Origin of the sequence: Hymenobacter cellulosilyticus (assembly GCF_022919215.1) — a bacterium.
GTDB classification, from domain to species: domain Bacteria; phylum Bacteroidota; class Bacteroidia; order Cytophagales; family Hymenobacteraceae; genus Hymenobacter; species Hymenobacter cellulosilyticus.
In genome coordinates this window covers 4,868,902-4,883,681 of record NZ_CP095046.1, presented here as the reverse complement: position 1 = coordinate 4,883,681, position 14,780 = coordinate 4,868,902, and the positions used below count along the sequence as shown (strand labels likewise).

Sequence of the window (14,780 nt, the reverse complement as noted above, 5' to 3'; positions counted from 1 at the left end):
CCGCACTACTGACATTTTCAGTGTCACTTTCTGGCAAAACCTGGCTTGGGGATAACACTAGACATGGGCCGGGGCAGCAAATAATCTGCTATAACCCGCACTGGCTCATTACCAGAGGGATTTTTGGCCCTCTGGCCAGCTCAGCCCACGCAGCACGATGTGACTTTCAGATTCCTCATCTTTTCCTATCTGCACCATGCCTGCCATTACCTATCAAGCCGCCATCGACAAGTACGGAGACGTACAGGGCAACATCATCAAAGGCCACGGGCGCGACCATGCCGCGCTGCTTTTTGTAGAGTTTACCAACCCGGCCCCGGCCCGCGAGTGGATCCGGTCATTGCGCACGGGGGAGGCCGGGGTTCGCCTCACCTCCACGGCCGACCAGCTGAGGGAAACCCTGCGCTTCAAGGAGTTTGGTATTCCTGGCAATCTGTTTGCCATGCTGCTACTCTCGGCCTCGGGCATTCAGAAGCTAGGCCAAGCCGTGCCCCAGGAAGCCAACCAGACGCCGCAGCTAGCCGCGCAAGGATTGCCGCATCAAACGGTTTTCGAGCAAGGTATGCGTTCGGCAGCGGCCCGCCAGCGGCTCAAAGACCCCGACCCAAAACAGTGGGAAAAGGGCTGGTTTGAGTCCGGTACCGACACGCCTACCCCCATTGATGCCCTGCTGCTGCTGGCCGATGACGATTGGGAAGGGGTGCAGCACGCCGCCCGCGCCATCCAGGAAAAGCTGCCCGCTGCTGGTGTTGAGCTCCGCCTGGTCGACTGGGGCCACTCGCTGCGCAATGACAACGGCGACGGTATCGAGCATTTCGGGTACGCTGACGGGGTGAGCCAGCCTATTTACCTGCAACAAGATGCTCCTAACCACGAGCCGGAGGGAACCGCCAAGGATACTCCCTTATGGGAAGATGTGGACCGTTGGGACCCCACGCTGCACACGCCCGAAGAGCTGGTGCTGGTGCCCGACTCCCTCGGTTCCGGAGCCGGGGCCATGGGCAGCTTCATGGTGTACCGAAAGCTACAGCAGCAGGTCACGGCATTCAAGGAAGCAGAAGAAAGGCTAGCCCGCCGCCTGGGCCTGGCTCCCGGTGACGAAGAGCGGGCCGGGGCCATGCTGGTGGGGCGCTATGAGGACGGCACGCCTCTGGTGGAGCGCGGTGCTCAGGGGCTGATTAGTCCTATTGTCAACAACTTCACCTACGCCGAGGATGAAAAAGGCAGCCGCTGCCCGTTTCACGCCCACATTCGCAAAACCAACCCCCGGGGCGAAACTAAGCACCCCGAAGAGCGGCTGCATATGATAACCCGGCGCGGGATTCCGTTTGGCAGCGCCGAAGAAGCTAAAAAGGAAGACGGCAAGCCCGTGGGGCTGCTCTTCATGTGCTTTCAGCGCAGTATTCAGCAGCAGTTTGAGTTCATTCAGAGTAGCTGGGCCAATGACGCAGATTTCTTGTTTGGGCAGAACAAGCCCGGTATTGACCCCATCATTGGGCAGGTAGATGTGGGAGAGGACCGGGGTAAATACCGCTTCAATTATACCTACGGAGCCTCGGGCTGCCGCAAAAGCAGCTTCGGAGGATTTGTGTCCTTGCTCGGGGGCGAGTACTTCTATGCTCCTTCCCTGAGTGGGCTGGATAAGCTGGCCACCGCGCCGGAGGGGGCAAACTGATTCTGGGCAATTCTGGCTATCCAACTTTCTGCCGTATGAACCTATTGCAACAAGTACAGGTCCTGAGCGCCCGGCTGGCGCCCTTGGGCTGGGGTGCGCTTCTGCTGCGTCATGGTCTTGATCTGGGCGCTTCCGACCTGGAAGCCGAGCTGGCCCGCCCGCTGCCGGGTATCGACCGGGAAGGGGTGCCGGGGTTTGCTGACTTTCACGCCGACGCCACCCGGGGCGTGGAGCCCGGCAATCCGGCCCAAAGCCTGTTATATCACGCGCTGGCCAGCCCGGCCGTGCATCCTACTCCCAACGGTCTGCCCGCTCCCAACCCGGCCGCCTACCCAACCCTGGAAGAGCTGGATGCCCTGGAAAACTATATTTATGCCCGGCAGCAGCTTGCGCTGAACGCCGCCGAGCTGGCCCGCCTGCGCGTGGTGGTTTTTGCCTACCAGTACCGCACGGCGGCCCGCACCGGCCACGGCCTGTATGCCGACCTGACGTACTCCCGCACCGGTATTGCCCGCGTGGGTACCAGCCCGGCTCACTACGACCCGCGCCGCCGCAGCTTCTGGCCCGTACCCGCTAATGGCCGTGCCCGACAAGATATTGCCGCTATGGGAGCCCGCTACGGGGCTTTTCTGGCCGTGCAACGCCAGTTGAGTCCGCGCGAGGTACTGGTAGGTGGCCTGGCCAATGACGCCGATGCGGGGCGTAGGTTCTGGATTCCGCGGCACAAGCTCTTTGCCGGACCCGAGTGCCTGCCCGGGCTGCACCTGACCCTGGAGTACGGGGAGTTTCACCTGAATGAAAAGCTGCGCCGGATTCACTTGGCCTCGGTGCCGGGTGCTATTAAGCCGCTGCCAGGCTTCAATATTGACCAGCCACCATTTGTGCGCAGCAGCAAGAGCGGAACCACGTTTGTAGAGTTGCAATCTGCAGGCAGCAGCCTGCTGGTACTGCCCGTCGTGTCGGGGCGGCTGGTCGAACTAGCCATCCAACGCCGTAGCACTACCAATACCGATGAGATTGTTCGCTATAAAGTACCCAAAGCTATTGTGCATCACCCTCCGCAACCAGAGGATAACCGCTATGGCTTAGCTTCTTTTAAAATTACAGCTCGAACAGGAGTCCGCTTGGCTCCCGAATACGTCAATATGCGGCATGAGGTAGTAGCCGATGCCACTGGTAAGCTTAGGGTTGATGACTTGAATGCTTGGTCAAAAGATGACTATGAGGAGAAGCTCAACGATGGGGACTATGAGGCCGCTCATTTTCTGGATAACTCGGCCGACGGCTGCGTGGGCGTGAAAGTGGCGGGGCTGCCCCACGATATGGCAGATCCGGTAGCCGCTTATTCCCTGGTTACGGCTCCCGACTTTTTGCCTTTGGTCGACCAAACCACGATTTTTACCTGGGCTACCCAGCTGCAGAATGGGCAAAGAACCCATTTTGCGCAGGGCAGCCCTAACCCGCTGAGTCGGGGCCGCTGGGCCGCTAACCCCGCCATTTTGCGGCCTGATACCACTTCCGCCGCTTTCGATCCGGCCGACGAAACAATGACGGCCGTGCTCAATCACCGGCAGCTGGGGCCGCGCACAAGTCAACTGGCGGCTCCGCCTACCGTGGCCGATGAGGCCGTGAGCTACCTGCCCGATGCGGGAGCCAACGTGTTTGCGCCCGGCTGGGACGTGTCGTTGAGTAGCGACGAGCAGAGCGGAGTGTTTTTTATGACCTCTTTGGGCCTGGGTAGTCCGTTTCCGGAAGATGCCAAGCTGTGTGCCGCGCTCAACTCCTTCTGGCCCGCTGCCGCACCGGATGCCTCGCGCACTTTTGGGATTACGACCTTGGCGCCCACGGCCCAGCCGCTGCTGGATACTGAACTGGGCTACCATCCCCGCCACCGCTTGGTGCAAAGCAATACCGTGGCGGCCCGGCCTGGCTGGGACGGGGAATTCGGCCCGTTTCTGGAGCAGCTTGACCAGGGTTTGTTTGTTAACTACGCCGACCTGGACCGTTCCGACTACGTCAGCAATACCCTGGCGGGCCTGCTGCACCTCGACGATCTGAGCCGCATTACCGCCGAGGAAATGATTGCCAGGATGGAGGCGTTGCGAGCCTGCATCCGCCAGCTGCCCGGCTCGGGCGACATGGTCAGCACCACCCGGCTGTTCCTGGTAGAAGCCGAGGCTATTGCCGACTGGGCTACTGTCGCTACCCGGTTTGATGGACGGCTTACAGGATCGGGCTACCGCTATGTGTTTGTGGATATGGACGCTGAAATTCAGAAAGACCCATCTGACCAGCGGCGGCAGCGGCGTAAGGTTAAACGTCGTTTCGAGTGTCAATTGGCCATGCAGGGGCGTAAAGCCACTCTGCTGGTCTACGACGATGATGCCATCCGGCAGCCAACTGTGGTAAATCCGTGAGTATTCAGCAGGGGCATATATGCTGGTAGCCAACTCTGTACTGTCGGTGGTAGATGTGCTGATAGTCGGGGGCGGACCGGCGGGCAGTGCCGCGGCTATTTGGGCCGCCCGTGCGGGCGCCCAGGTGGTGCTGCTCGAGCACCGGGCGTTTCCCCGTGCCCGGCCCGGCGAAACCTTACATCCCGGCGTGGAGCCTATTCTGCACCAGCTGGGTGTGGCGGCAGCCGTGAATGCGGCCGGGTTTCTGCGCCACTCCGGCTACTGGGTGCGCTGGGGTGACAGCGCACCCCGCTTCGAGCAGTATGGCCACGATGCCCACGGGCCCTGGCTGGGCTACCAGGCCGAGCGTGCCACTCTCGATGCCGTATTGCTTCGGGAAGCAGTCCGCCTCGGGGTACAGGTACGCCAGCCATGCCAGGCCCTGGATTTGCTGCGCGCCGAAGATGGCCGTCCGGTCGGAATTCGTACCTCCCAAGGCCTGATAAGGGCGCGGGTGATACTGGATGCCTCCGGGCGGCAACAGTGGCTGGCCCGCCGCCTTCGCCTCACTATTATCCCCTATTCAGCGCCGCTGACAGCCTACTACGGCTATCTGTACCAAGAAGCAGCGGCCCGGCAGGAGCCTTCGTTGCTGACCGATGCCGGGGGCTGGCGCTGGACAGCCCCCTGCGCCCCGACCAGCTAGCCTGGGTGCGCCTGACCTACGCGCCCGGCCCGCGGCCGAGCCTGGATGCTTGCCTGGGAAAGAATTCGGAGTTAGCCGGTCTGCCGCCCCTCGGTACGCCGGTGCGTGGCGAGGACGTGACGTGGCGTTTGGTACAACCCGCCGCCGGGCCGGGCTACGTGCTGGCCGGCGATGCCGCCGCCATCCTGGACCCGGCTGCCGGCCACGGCGTGCTCAAAGCGTTGATGTCGGGGATGATGGCCGCGCAAACGGCGGTGCAGATGCTTACCGCCGGTGAATCACCCGAGCCAGCCGCCGCTTATTGCGCCTGGCTTACCGCCTGGTTTGAGCACGACGCTGCCCACTTGCGTAAGTGGTACAGCCAATTAACCGTTCTGGTAGGCAGCGAACTTGCATAGGCCCGCTGCCTGCCGGGGGTGTGGCTTACTTAGTATTTAGCACGCTGGCCTGCAAAATAAGGTTGGGGTCGGGGCAGAGTTGAGCCCAGTGCTCCTGCTCGGCTGGTAGGGCCACGCCCGGGAAGTCGCCTTCCCGGCCCAGCATATTGGCAATAACCTGGAAGTGGAGGTGGGGCGGCCAGTCGCCGTTTTCGGGGTGGGGGCCAACTTCGGCAAATTTCTCGCCTTTTTCCAGGGTCATGCCGGGGCGCAGCAAGGCCACTTCGGCCCGGCCCAGGTGCCCGTAGAGCGTGTAGAACGTGGTGTCTTCGAGCTCGTGCTGCAGAATAACAGTGGGGCCGTAGTCGCCGAAGTTGTCGTTGTCGGCCACGCTGTGCACTACCGCCTCTAGCGGGGCCAGCACCGGCGTACCGGCCCGCAGCCACACGTCTACGCCCAGGTGCAGGGAACGGGCCGGCACGGCCGGGTCGCCAAAGAGGCCGGGGCTGCGGCGGTAGATAACGCGGTTTTCGAGGTAGCCACCCACGCCGATCAGCGCGTTCTGGTCTTCGAGCAGCCGGGCTACCAGCGCTTCGAAGGCTTCGGTGTCGCGCAGGTCGGCGGTGGCCAGAATAGGGTTGGCAGCAGTAAAATCGAGGCGGGCTACTTCGGGGGTATTCAGGTCGACGGGCAGCACGGGCCCGAATTCGTGCTGATGCCGTTCGAGCAAGGGGCAAGGGCAAAACCAGACATAGGTAAAATCGTTAGTTCAGGGGGAGGAGGTAGGCAGGCCGCAAGCTAAACCCTTCGCGCATGCCGACCAAGCCGCCCCATTTACCGTACTTTGCGCACCCAGCGCCGAAACGCGCCGGTTTACCCTGATTTTTCCTCTCCAATCCCCGAAGCAGTACCCCCGATGAGCAGCCCGTACCTGATGCTTAACGTTGTGGAAATCACCCACGAAACCGCCGATGCCGCCACCATTCACCTCGAACGGCCCGACCGCCAGCCCGTAGCCTGCGAGCCCGGCCAGTTCCTGACCCTGATTCTGCCCTGCGGACCGGGTGGCAAAAAAGAACGGCGGGCGTATTCGCTCAGCAGCACCCCATCGGAGGCCCCGCGCCTGTCGGTTACGGTGAAACGGGTAAGCGGTGGCCTGGTCAGCAACTACCTGCTCGACACGGTGAAAGTAGGCCAGCAGCTGGAAGTAATGCCGCCTTTGGGCAACTTTACCCTCAAAACCAGCCCCAAAGCGGCCCGCTCCATCGTGCTGGTGGGCGCCGGCAGCGGCATCACTCCACTTATGTCCATGCTCAAGGCCGTGGTGCGCGATGAGCCCCAGAGCCACGTGCTGCTTGTGTACGGCAACCGCAACGAGGAATCGGTAATTTTCCGCCAGCAGCTTCAGCAGCTGGAAGCCCAGGCCGGCGGCCGCCTGCAGGTCGAGCACGTGTTCAGCCAGCCTACCAGCCCCACTTCGGGCCACCGCCACACCGGCCGCCTCAACCGCACTACGCTGCTGCGCATTCTGGAGCAGCGCCACCAGTTTCCGGCCCAGCAGGCCGAATATTACCTCTGCGGCCCCGAGGGCCTGATGACCGAAGCCCGTGCCGCCCTCGATTTGCTCGGGGTGCCCGCCGCCCGCATTCAGCGCGAGAGTTTCGTGGCTGCGGCCGAAACCAGTGAAGCCGCCGCCGGCCAGCCTTCCGGCCACGGGGACGTATCGGATGCGGCCGACGACAAAATCACGGCCCACACCGTCACCATTCACTACGAGGGTGCTGAGTACGAAATCGAGGTGAAGCCCAGCCAGACCATTCTGGAAGCGGCCCTCGACCAGGACATCGACCTGCCTTACAGCTGCCAGGCCGGCCTGTGCACTGCCTGCCGCGGCAAGTGCCTCTCGGGCAAAGTGCATCTGGATGAGCGCGAAGGCCTGTCCGATTCGGAAATGAAGCAGGGCTACGTACTGATTTGCGTTGGCCACCCCGTAACCAGCGACGTGGTTATCGAAATTGACTAAGCCAAAGGGCCGGTCGTGCTGAACGCAGCGAAGGACCTTGTTGCACCTGAACGACTTGTTTCGGTGTGAGAAGGTCCTTCACTGCGTTCAAGACGACAGATCAGGTGTCAACAGCCGTCCGATACCTGCTGCGCGGGGCTTAACGGGGCGTTCTGGTTTGCGCAGGTCGGCGTCCCAACATTTCGGGAGCTACCTGGTTAAACTTTGCCGCGTTTTCTGGTCAAAACAGGTCAACGACTTTTCTTCGACTACCGTAGAAACAAGGTTCCGCAGCGGCCCGGGAAAGAAAGTAGTGTTTTCCCGGCCCTTTGCATCTAGCTAAAGCTGTTTAAAGTTTAGCTTACATTCGTTTCGTCTACCGACGTATCTTGCTATTCATGATGAATACCGCCTCCGAAACTGTCCTCGCTTCGGCCACTGATACGCAGCGCCCGCCGCGTCAGTATTTGCCCGAGTCTTTCTCCGTAACCGACTGGGAATCACTTGAGCCTTATTTTGTGGAACTCCGCGACCGGCAGATTGCCTCGGCCCACGAGCTGGAGCGCTGGCTGCTGGATCGGAGCGAGCTGGAAAGCGTGCTGAGCGAAGACCTGGCCTGGCGCTACATCCGCATGACCTGCGACACGCAAGATCAGGACCGGGCCGACTCGTTTCAGTACTTCGTCAGCGAGATTGAGCCCAACGTGGCGCCCTACGACCACGCCCTCAACGAGAAGATGATCGGCTCGCCGTTTCTGGACGGCCTCGACCCGCAGCGCTACCGCATTTTTGTGCGCTCGGTGCGGCAGGCTCTGGAAATTTACCGGCCCGAGAACATCCCGCTCAAAACCGAAATCAGCACCAAGCAGCAGCAGTACGCCGCCACCGTGGGCGCCATGACTGTGACCCTGGACGGGGAGGAAATGACCTTGCCCCGGGCTTCGGACCGCCTGAAGAACCCCGACCGGGCCGTGCGCGAAGAAGCTTACCGGGCCGTGCAGCAGCGTCGTCTGCAGGATTCCAAGCCCCTGGATCAGCTCTTCACCGACCTGGTAACCCTGCGTCACCGCATGGCCCGCAACGCCGGGTTTGCCAACTTCCGCGACTATATGTTTGCCGCCCTGGGCCGGTTCGATTACACCGCCGAGGACTGCTTTGCTTTCCACCGCGCCATCCGCGAAACCGTGGTGCCGCTCATTGACGACATTGATCTGGAGCGTCGGCAGGACCTGAACCTGCCCGAGCTGCGCCCCTGGGACCTCGACGTGGACGTAACCGGCAAAGCGCCGCTGCGCCCCTTCGAAACCGGTGCCGAGCTGCTCGAAAAGACCATCACCGTGTTTCAGCGCCTCGACCCGTATCTGGGTGACTGCCTGAAAACCATGCGGCAGATGGGCCACCTCGATTTGGAGTCGCGCAAGGGTAAGGCCCCGGGTGGTTACAACTACCCGCTGGACGAAACCGGCGTGCCGTTTATTTTCATGAACGCCACTTCCTCGCTACGCGACGTAATTACGATGCTGCACGAGGGTGGCCACGCGGTGCATTCTTTCCTGACCCGCTCCCTGCCGCTGTCGGCCGACAAGCATCCGCCGTCTGAAGTAGCCGAGCTGGCCTCGATGAGCATGGAGCTGATTTCGATGGATCAGTGGGACCTGTTCTTCCCGGATGAGGACGAACTGCGCCGGGCCAAGAAAACCCACCTGGAAAGCGTCCTGGAAACCTTCCCCTGGGTGGCCACCATCGACAAGTTTCAGCACTGGGTGTACGAAAACCCCGAGCACACCGAAGCCGAGCGCCACGCCCAGTGGACGCGCACCTTCGACGAGTTCAACCAGCGTACCGTGAGCTGGCAAGGGCTGGAAAACTACAAGCCCTACCTCTGGCAAAAGCAGCTGCACCTCTACGAAGTGCCTTTCTACTACATCGAGTACGCCATGGCCCAGCTCGGAGCCATTGCCGTGTGGCGCAACTTCCGCCAGAACCCGCAGGAGGGACTTGAAGCCTATAAGCGCGCCTTGGCATTGGGGTACACCGCGCCCATCGGCGAAATCTACGCTGCCGCCGGTATCCGCTTCGACTTCAGCACCGAGTACCTGCGCACCCTGGCCGACTTCGTGCGCGAGGAAATGGCCAAGCTGTAAGGCGAATTTTCAAGTCAAAAGCAAAAGCCCCAACACGTGACGTGTTGGGGCTTTTGCTTTTGTCAGTCTACTTCTGAATTCGAAAAGGCTACTTACTCTTTCAACTCAAACAGCGGCAAAGGCTGGAGCTTGCTGTATTTGCCGCCGAGCTTGCCCAGGGCATCCTGGTGGAGCTGGAGGTAGTTGTTGAACTGCTTGGCGGCCCGGTCGTAACTGACGCGGTAACCGACCACCTGTCCGTCAGCCGTCTGGATGTCGTTGGTGAGCTGCTGCACGGTGGCATCGGGCTGACCGGCGGCGGGCTGGGCGACGTTGTAGACCGCGCGGAGCACCGAGTCCTGGGCTGAGTCGTAGGCGTCAATCTGCTCCGAGACGCTCATGCTTTGCTGGTCGTAGCGGCGGCTTTTGAGCCTGTCGTTGGCCCGGGCCAGGGCTTTGAGCTGGGCTTTGTCGGCGCCGGGCTGCTTTTCCAGGGCTTGCAGCACCTGGCCCGTGGCCTGCATCTTGGCGTCGTCGCTGGCCGTCATGCGGCTCCAGCGGGCATCCACGGAGTCGCGTAGCACGTCGAGCTGGGCTTTGGCAGCAGCGGGCGAGGTTGGGTCCACGGTTTTGTTGGAACGGTCAGTTTTGCAGGAGTTCAGGTTGCTCAGCAAAACGAGCAAGGCGAGCGGCAGGAAGAGTTTCATAGCGGCAAAAACGTCAATAATCCCTAAAATATTCCGTGGTCAGGAAAGTTGCGCGGAATTTACGGGTGATGAGTCGTTACGCTGCGCTCAAAGTCGGTTTCCGGGCTGGAGTTGCTGCTTATTTGCCAGCAACCCCAGCCCGGAACCAGCCTCCGTTAGCCAGCGGCCGGTTGCAGGAAGCTCAGCACAGCGGCCAGCACTTGTTCGGGCTTTTCCTCAAACATATAGTGGCCGCTGTCCAGGATACCAACGACCTCGACGTTTTCGGCTACGTAGGGCAAGCTCATTTGCAGGTAGCTGTACGACACGTGGCTGCCAATGCCCAGCACCGGCATCGAAAGGCGGCCATAGGTGTTGGCGTCGGCAATATCCTGCTCCAGGGCCTGGTACCAAGCATTGGCCGCCCGAATGTTCTCGGGCTGGTTGTAGACGGCTGCGTACACGGCCCGGTCGAAGTCCGTCATCTTGCTCTCGTCCAGCATCACGTAGCGGAACAAGTAGTTGAGCAGGAACTCAAACCGGCCGGCCAGCAGCTGTTCGGGTAGCTCCTTTACCTGGTTGAAGGCCATCCACCAGACGTAGGGCTGCTGCCCGTTCATTTTGCCCGTAAAGGCGCCGGGCGCTGGCAGCAGGGGCATCTGCCGCATTCCTTCGCTGGGGTGGGCCCCGTCGGCCAGGATAAGTTTTTCGGTGGCCTGCGGGTAGTTGAAGCCAAAGCTGCTGGCTACCATGCCGCCGATGTCGTGGCCCAGCAGGGAGGCTTTTTCCAGGCCCAGGTGCCCCAGCAGCTCGTAAATGTCCCGGGCCATGGTCTTTTTGTCGTAGCCCGTGGCGGGCTTGTCGGAGCTGCCCATACCGCGGATATCGACGATAATAACGCGGTAGTGCCGGGCCAGCTCCGCAGCAATGGGATGGTAGGAAAACCAGGTCTGGGCCAGCCCGGCAGGCACACCAGGGCCGGGCCGCGGCCACCTTCCACGTAGTGCAGGCGCACCCCATTGACGGTGGCGTAGTGGTTGGTAAAGCCGGGCAGGCGCTTGATAAGCTCCTCGTCGGAGTAAATGCCCAGGTCGGAATAAGTGAATTGCATGGCCTTAGGCGGTTAGAAAGGTGACGGGGTTGGTCCAGGACAATTCCGGGTAGCGGCCGTTGTCGAGGGGCTGGTTCTGCACGCTGAACATGCTCAGCATATATTGCATCTGCTGCCAGTTGGCGTAGAGCTGCTGCTCACCGGCGGGATTCGCAGCCCGCACGTGCTGAATAGCCGCGGCCAGGTCGGCACGGGCACCCAGGCGCACCAGCGCGAACTGCCCCGGCCGGCTTGCTCGGCAATAGTCACCAACTCGCGCGGACTAGGCTGAAAGCTGGCAATGCGCAGGAAGCGGGCGTAGTCGGGTCTAGGGCGGCCGCCGCGGTAAAGGCCGCCGTGTCGTCCATCGTGGTGAAGTCAATTTGCCAGTCGGCATCTTCCCAGTAGCCCACCTGCTGCTGCTTGAAGTCGAGCAGGGGAATGTTGTAGGTCAGCACTTCGGCAAAGGCCCCGTTGAGAATGGACGTGGCGGCAATGGGCGCTTGGTCAATAATGGCCTGGAGCTCCCGCCGCAGGTCGAAGTTGCGGTTCAGGCCCGGAGCCTGCTGGGTGTAGTCGCTGGCAAAATCGGAAGGGATGAAGCGGGGTACGCCGGCCGCCACGGCCGCATTCAGCAGCTGGGTCTGGGTGTCGATGATAACCTCGCGCAGACCAGCCAGGGCCGATAATACGCAGCTGGCCCCGGCGCAGGCGCGGGTAAGAGCTACTGAGTCCGAGAAGTCGACGGGCTGCACCTGCACGCCCTGCTGGGTTAGGCGGTCAATCTTAGCGGGGTCAGTTTCGGGGCGCACCAGGGCCCGTACGGGGGCGTTGCGCTGCCGCAGAGCCGTTACAATGCGGTGGCCCAGGTCGCCGGTGGCGCCGGCTACTACGATAAGTGAGTCCATGTGGAAGAAGGGTAAGGGAGTGAATCGGTGGCCGCAGGGCTGCGACCTGTTTGACTACCCCAAAGGTCCGGCCGCGCCGCCCGGCTGGCAGCCCCATTCTTGCCCTTTACTTACACATTCCTGCGCTTTTGCCGCCCGACCTAGCCTTGCTGAAACGCCCGGGGACTCAGGCCGACGGCCCGCTTGAAAGCTGTGGCAAAATGAGCCGGCGAGGCAAAGCCCAGCGCGTCGCCGATGGCGGCTACCGGCAGCTCCCCGGCCCGCAGCAGGGTGCGGGCCCGCCCGATTTTCCACTCCAGCACGTATTGGTAGGGCGAGCGGCCGGTGGTGTGCTTAAAGCGGCGGGCAAAGTGAAACACGCTCAGGTTCGCCAGGCCCGCCAGCACTTCCAGGGTAACGGGAGCTTCCGAGTGGGCCTCCAGGTAGGCATCTATCCGGGCCAGCACCACTGCCGAAAGCCGGCCACCGGATGCCCCCGCCGTGCGGCGCTCAAACGTGGCGTGGTGCTCGATGAGGTGGTAGCAGAGCGTCGTTGCCAGCGACTCGGCGTAGAGCTTCCCCAGCGTATGCGCCCGGTCTGTGGCGGCCAGCAACTGCTGCCCTAGCTGAGCCAGCAAGGCATCCTCGGAGCGAAACCGCTCCTGCAAGGCAAAATAGCACAGGTCCAGGTCGCGGCGGGCGCGGGTTTCCAGGGCTTGGGCGTCGAGGTGCACGTGGATAATATCGGCCGGACCATCCCAGCCAAATGGGCCGTATTCCCCGCCTGGGTATAAGCCAACGTCCCCGCTGCGGAATTGATCTTCTTCGACCCGGGACCCGGTGCGCCGACTAGCCACCACGGGCTGGGTGCCCTGGTGCACCAGCAGCAGGTGATGCTCGTGGGCGTGGGCAGGCAGGGTGGTAGCGGGCAGCTGGTAGCGCTCCAGGCGCACGCCCGGCCAGTTGAGGGCGCTACTGCTGGCCAGGGCCGGCTGCTCGTACAGTTCAGAGGTGTAGGTACACGTGGTATAATCCGGCATAAGTGGCAAGTAACAGCTTCCGGCGCAGAATAGTTAACCTCGGCAGGCGGTAGAGCAAGCAGGTTTTCTGGGGCGCTTTCCGTTTTTGAGCAATTGTAAAAGTGTAAAGCAACTATAGACCGGTAAGTCCTCGTGGGTTTTACTTTCCGTTTTTGCCAATGCTTAAAAACAGAAAGCAAAGCCTGCGAAACCTCCGGCGGCTAGGGTGACTGTGCAAGTCAGCGGGTGTTTCGCAGCACGGTCCGGGGCAAATCCGTATCAGTTTCAGCATTCTATTCATTCAGTACCGTACTTTTGCCTGCTATGAGTGACATCACCCCCCTGGAAAACCTTGGAGAGTTTGGCCTGATTCGCCGGATTCAGGAAACTGTAACCCTGCGCCAGCCCAGCACCAGCCTCGGCATCGGCGACGACGCGGCCATTTTGGCTCCCGCAGCCGGCCACGACCTGGTGGTCAGCACCGATCTGCTAGTGGAAGGCGTCCATTTTGACTTAACGTTCTGCCCGCTCAAGCACGTGGGCTATAAGGCCGTGGCCGTCAACGTGTCGGATATTGCGGCCATGAATGCCACTCCAACTCAAATTGTGGTCGGTCTGGCCATCGGCAGCCGCTACTCGGTGGAGGCCATTGACGAGCTCTATGAAGGCATGCGGCTAGCCTGCGAGGCTTATAATGTGGATTTGGTGGGCGGCGACACGACCGCCAGCCGGGGCGGCCTGACCATCAGCATCACGGCTATGGGCCAGGTAGCTCATGGCCAAGCCGTGCGCCGCAGCGGGGCTCAGCCCAACGACCTGATTTGCGTAACCGGCGACCTGGGCGGGGCCTTTCTGGGTTTGCAGGTGCTGGAGCGCGAAAAAGCCGCCTGGAGCGCCGACCCCGACATGCAGCCCGAGCTGAGCAAATACCCCTACGTATTGCAGCGGCAGCTGCGCCCCGAGGCCCGTATGGACGTGGTGCACGAGCTGCGCGACCTGGGCGTGGTGCCCACCAGCATGATTGACGTGTCCGACGGGCTGGCTTCCGAGGTACTGCACCTGTGCAAAGCCTCAGGCACCGGGGCGCGGGTGTTTTCCGAGAACCTGCCCGCCGCCAACCCCATGCTGGAAGTGGCTGAGGAGTTCCAGCTCGACCCTATCATGTGCATGCTCAACGGCGGCGAAGACTACGAGCTGCTCTTCACCATCGCGCTCAAAGACCACGACAAAGTCAAGAACCACCCCGACATCACCGTGCTCGGCCACATGACCGAAGCCAGCGACGGGGTAAACCTGGTTACCAAGCAGGGGCAGCCTATCCCGCTGCGCGCCCAGGGCTGGCAGCACTTCTAAGCCCGGAGCGTGAAGACATTCGGGTTATTGCTGGCCCTGTTGTTGTTTCTGGTCATAGGCGTTGGTAGCTCAGAAGATGTTAAAGATCTGGAGCAGCTGCTGAAAAACGGGCAGACACTTCCGGTTCCGGTTGCCAAGCTGGAGTCCGGTCGTAAACGGCACGCGGTTGGGTTCTTGCTGAACGGCAATCTGAAGTTCCTGCCGGTGTCCGGAACCGAGTACACTACGATTACGCTGGGCGACACTATGTCGGTTGTGTATGACTCCGGCACGGGCCATATAATGTGGCCTGAGGATGTTACCGTTAGTGAGCTTCGGAAGAAGCGCCAGCAGAAATCAGCTTCCCTGCTCATAATGGCTGTTTGCGCCGGGTGTCTATTGTGGCGGATAAAGCCACTATAATTCGCCCGCTGCCAAACGCACATCAGAGAAGGTCACCCGTGCAGGGTGGCCTTTTTCGGTTTTA

The 14,780-nt window shown here is 61.5% G+C and carries 14 protein-coding genes; 8 read left to right on the top strand and 6 right to left on the bottom strand.

Translation table 11 applies throughout. The features are described from left to right. Positions 1-196: 196 nt before the first annotated feature. The 4 genes from MUN79_RS23950 (at position 197) to MUN79_RS23935 (ending at position 5,175) form a co-directional block, all read left to right on the top strand. Complete coding sequence (locus tag MUN79_RS23950) at positions 197-1,675, top strand: Dyp-type peroxidase (RefSeq protein ID WP_244675038.1); 1,479 nt, start codon at positions 197-199, stop codon at positions 1,673-1,675. A 35-nt stretch (positions 1,676-1,710) separates the two neighbouring features. Further along, complete coding sequence (locus MUN79_RS23945; RefSeq protein ID WP_244675037.1) at positions 1,711-4,092, top strand: hypothetical protein; 2,382 nt, start codon at positions 1,711-1,713, stop codon at positions 4,090-4,092. A gap of 19 nt (positions 4,093-4,111) precedes the next feature. Beyond that, positions 4,112-4,777 carry an NAD(P)/FAD-dependent oxidoreductase gene (locus MUN79_RS23940; protein ID WP_244675036.1) on the top strand — a complete coding sequence of 222 codons (666 nt, stop codon included), beginning with the start codon at positions 4,112-4,114 and terminating at the stop codon, positions 4,775-4,777. A gap of 101 nt (positions 4,778-4,878) precedes the next feature. Then, positions 4,879-5,175, top strand: a complete 297-nt coding sequence (locus MUN79_RS23935; RefSeq protein ID WP_244675035.1) for an NAD(P)/FAD-dependent oxidoreductase — start codon at positions 4,879-4,881, stop codon at positions 5,173-5,175. 25 nt (positions 5,176-5,200) lie between these two features. Here MUN79_RS23935 and MUN79_RS23930 read toward each other — a convergent pair whose 3' ends face one another. Beyond that, positions 5,201-5,884 (bottom strand): peptidoglycan DD-metalloendopeptidase family protein, encoded by a 684-nt coding sequence (locus MUN79_RS23930; protein ID WP_244675034.1) that lies wholly within the window; start codon positions 5,882-5,884, stop codon positions 5,201-5,203. Positions 5,885-6,088: 204 nt separating this feature from the next. Here MUN79_RS23930 and MUN79_RS23925 point away from each other — a divergent pair, with 204 nt between their 5' ends. Both MUN79_RS23925 and MUN79_RS23920 read left to right on the top strand, forming a co-directional pair. Then, positions 6,089-7,177, top strand: coding sequence for a 2Fe-2S iron-sulfur cluster-binding protein (locus MUN79_RS23925; protein ID WP_375378195.1), 1,089 nt, complete (start codon positions 6,089-6,091; stop codon positions 7,175-7,177). Positions 7,178-7,554: 377 nt separating this feature from the next. Beyond that, complete coding sequence (locus MUN79_RS23920; protein WP_244675032.1) at positions 7,555-9,300, top strand: M3 family oligoendopeptidase; 1,746 nt, start codon at positions 7,555-7,557, stop codon at positions 9,298-9,300. 92 nt (positions 9,301-9,392) lie between these two features. Here MUN79_RS23920 and MUN79_RS23915 read toward each other — a convergent pair whose 3' ends face one another. The 5 genes from MUN79_RS23915 to MUN79_RS23895 all read right to left on the bottom strand — a co-directional run bounded on the left by MUN79_RS23915 (position 9,393) and on the right by MUN79_RS23895 (position 12,982). Next, complete coding sequence (locus tag MUN79_RS23915) at positions 9,393-9,986, bottom strand: hypothetical protein (RefSeq protein ID WP_244675031.1); 594 nt, start codon at positions 9,984-9,986, stop codon at positions 9,393-9,395. 155 nt (positions 9,987-10,141) lie between these two features. Next, a complete protein-coding gene (locus MUN79_RS23910; RefSeq protein WP_244675030.1) occupies positions 10,142-10,936 on the bottom strand; it encodes an alpha/beta fold hydrolase in 795 nt (264 codons plus the stop codon). 144 nt (positions 10,937-11,080) lie between these two features. Further along, on the bottom strand, positions 11,081-11,284 hold the full coding sequence (locus MUN79_RS23905) for a hypothetical protein (RefSeq protein ID WP_244675029.1): 204 nt from the start codon (positions 11,282-11,284) through the stop codon (positions 11,081-11,083). A gap of 37 nt (positions 11,285-11,321) precedes the next feature. Continuing rightward, positions 11,322-11,963 (bottom strand): NmrA family NAD(P)-binding protein, encoded by a 642-nt coding sequence (locus tag MUN79_RS23900; RefSeq protein ID WP_244675028.1) that lies wholly within the window; start codon positions 11,961-11,963, stop codon positions 11,322-11,324. 140 nt (positions 11,964-12,103) lie between these two features. Then, a complete protein-coding gene (locus MUN79_RS23895) occupies positions 12,104-12,982 on the bottom strand; it encodes a helix-turn-helix transcriptional regulator (RefSeq protein ID WP_244675027.1) in 879 nt (292 codons plus the stop codon). Between the two features lie 303 nt (positions 12,983-13,285). Between MUN79_RS23895 and thiL the strand changes: the two genes are divergently transcribed. Both thiL and MUN79_RS23885 read left to right on the top strand, forming a co-directional pair. Continuing rightward, the gene (gene thiL / locus MUN79_RS23890; RefSeq protein WP_244675026.1) at positions 13,286-14,314 is read left to right on the top strand and encodes a thiamine-phosphate kinase; all 1,029 of its coding nucleotides are present in this window, start codon (positions 13,286-13,288) and stop codon (positions 14,312-14,314) included. Between the two features lie 9 nt (positions 14,315-14,323). Then, positions 14,324-14,716: a hypothetical protein gene (locus MUN79_RS23885; RefSeq protein WP_244675025.1), complete on the top strand. Its 393-nt coding sequence runs from the start codon at positions 14,324-14,326 to the stop codon at positions 14,714-14,716. Positions 14,717-14,780 lie beyond the last annotated feature (64 nt).

Coding starts and splice junctions, on each gene's coding strand:
- MUN79_RS23950 (WP_244675038.1), top strand. CDS start 197: ATGCCTGCCATTACCTATCAAGCCGCCATCGACAAGTACGGAGACGTA.
- MUN79_RS23945 (WP_244675037.1), top strand. CDS start 1,711: ATGAACCTATTGCAACAAGTACAGGTCCTGAGCGCCCGGCTGGCGCCC.
- MUN79_RS23940 (WP_244675036.1), top strand. CDS start 4,112: ATGCTGGTAGCCAACTCTGTACTGTCGGTGGTAGATGTGCTGATAGTC.
- MUN79_RS23925 (WP_375378195.1), top strand. CDS start 6,089: ATGCTTAACGTTGTGGAAATCACCCACGAAACCGCCGATGCCGCCACC.
- MUN79_RS23920 (WP_244675032.1), top strand. CDS start 7,555: ATGATGAATACCGCCTCCGAAACTGTCCTCGCTTCGGCCACTGATACG.
- MUN79_RS23915 (WP_244675031.1), bottom strand. CDS start 9,986: ATGAAACTCTTCCTGCCGCTCGCCTTGCTCGTTTTGCTGAGCAACCTG.
- MUN79_RS23900 (WP_244675028.1), bottom strand. CDS start 11,963: ATGGACTCACTTATCGTAGTAGCCGGCGCCACCGGCGACCTGGGCCAC.
- MUN79_RS23895 (WP_244675027.1), bottom strand. CDS start 12,982: ATGCCGGATTATACCACGTGTACCTACACCTCTGAACTGTACGAGCAG.
- thiL (WP_244675026.1), top strand. CDS start 13,286: ATGAGTGACATCACCCCCCTGGAAAACCTTGGAGAGTTTGGCCTGATT.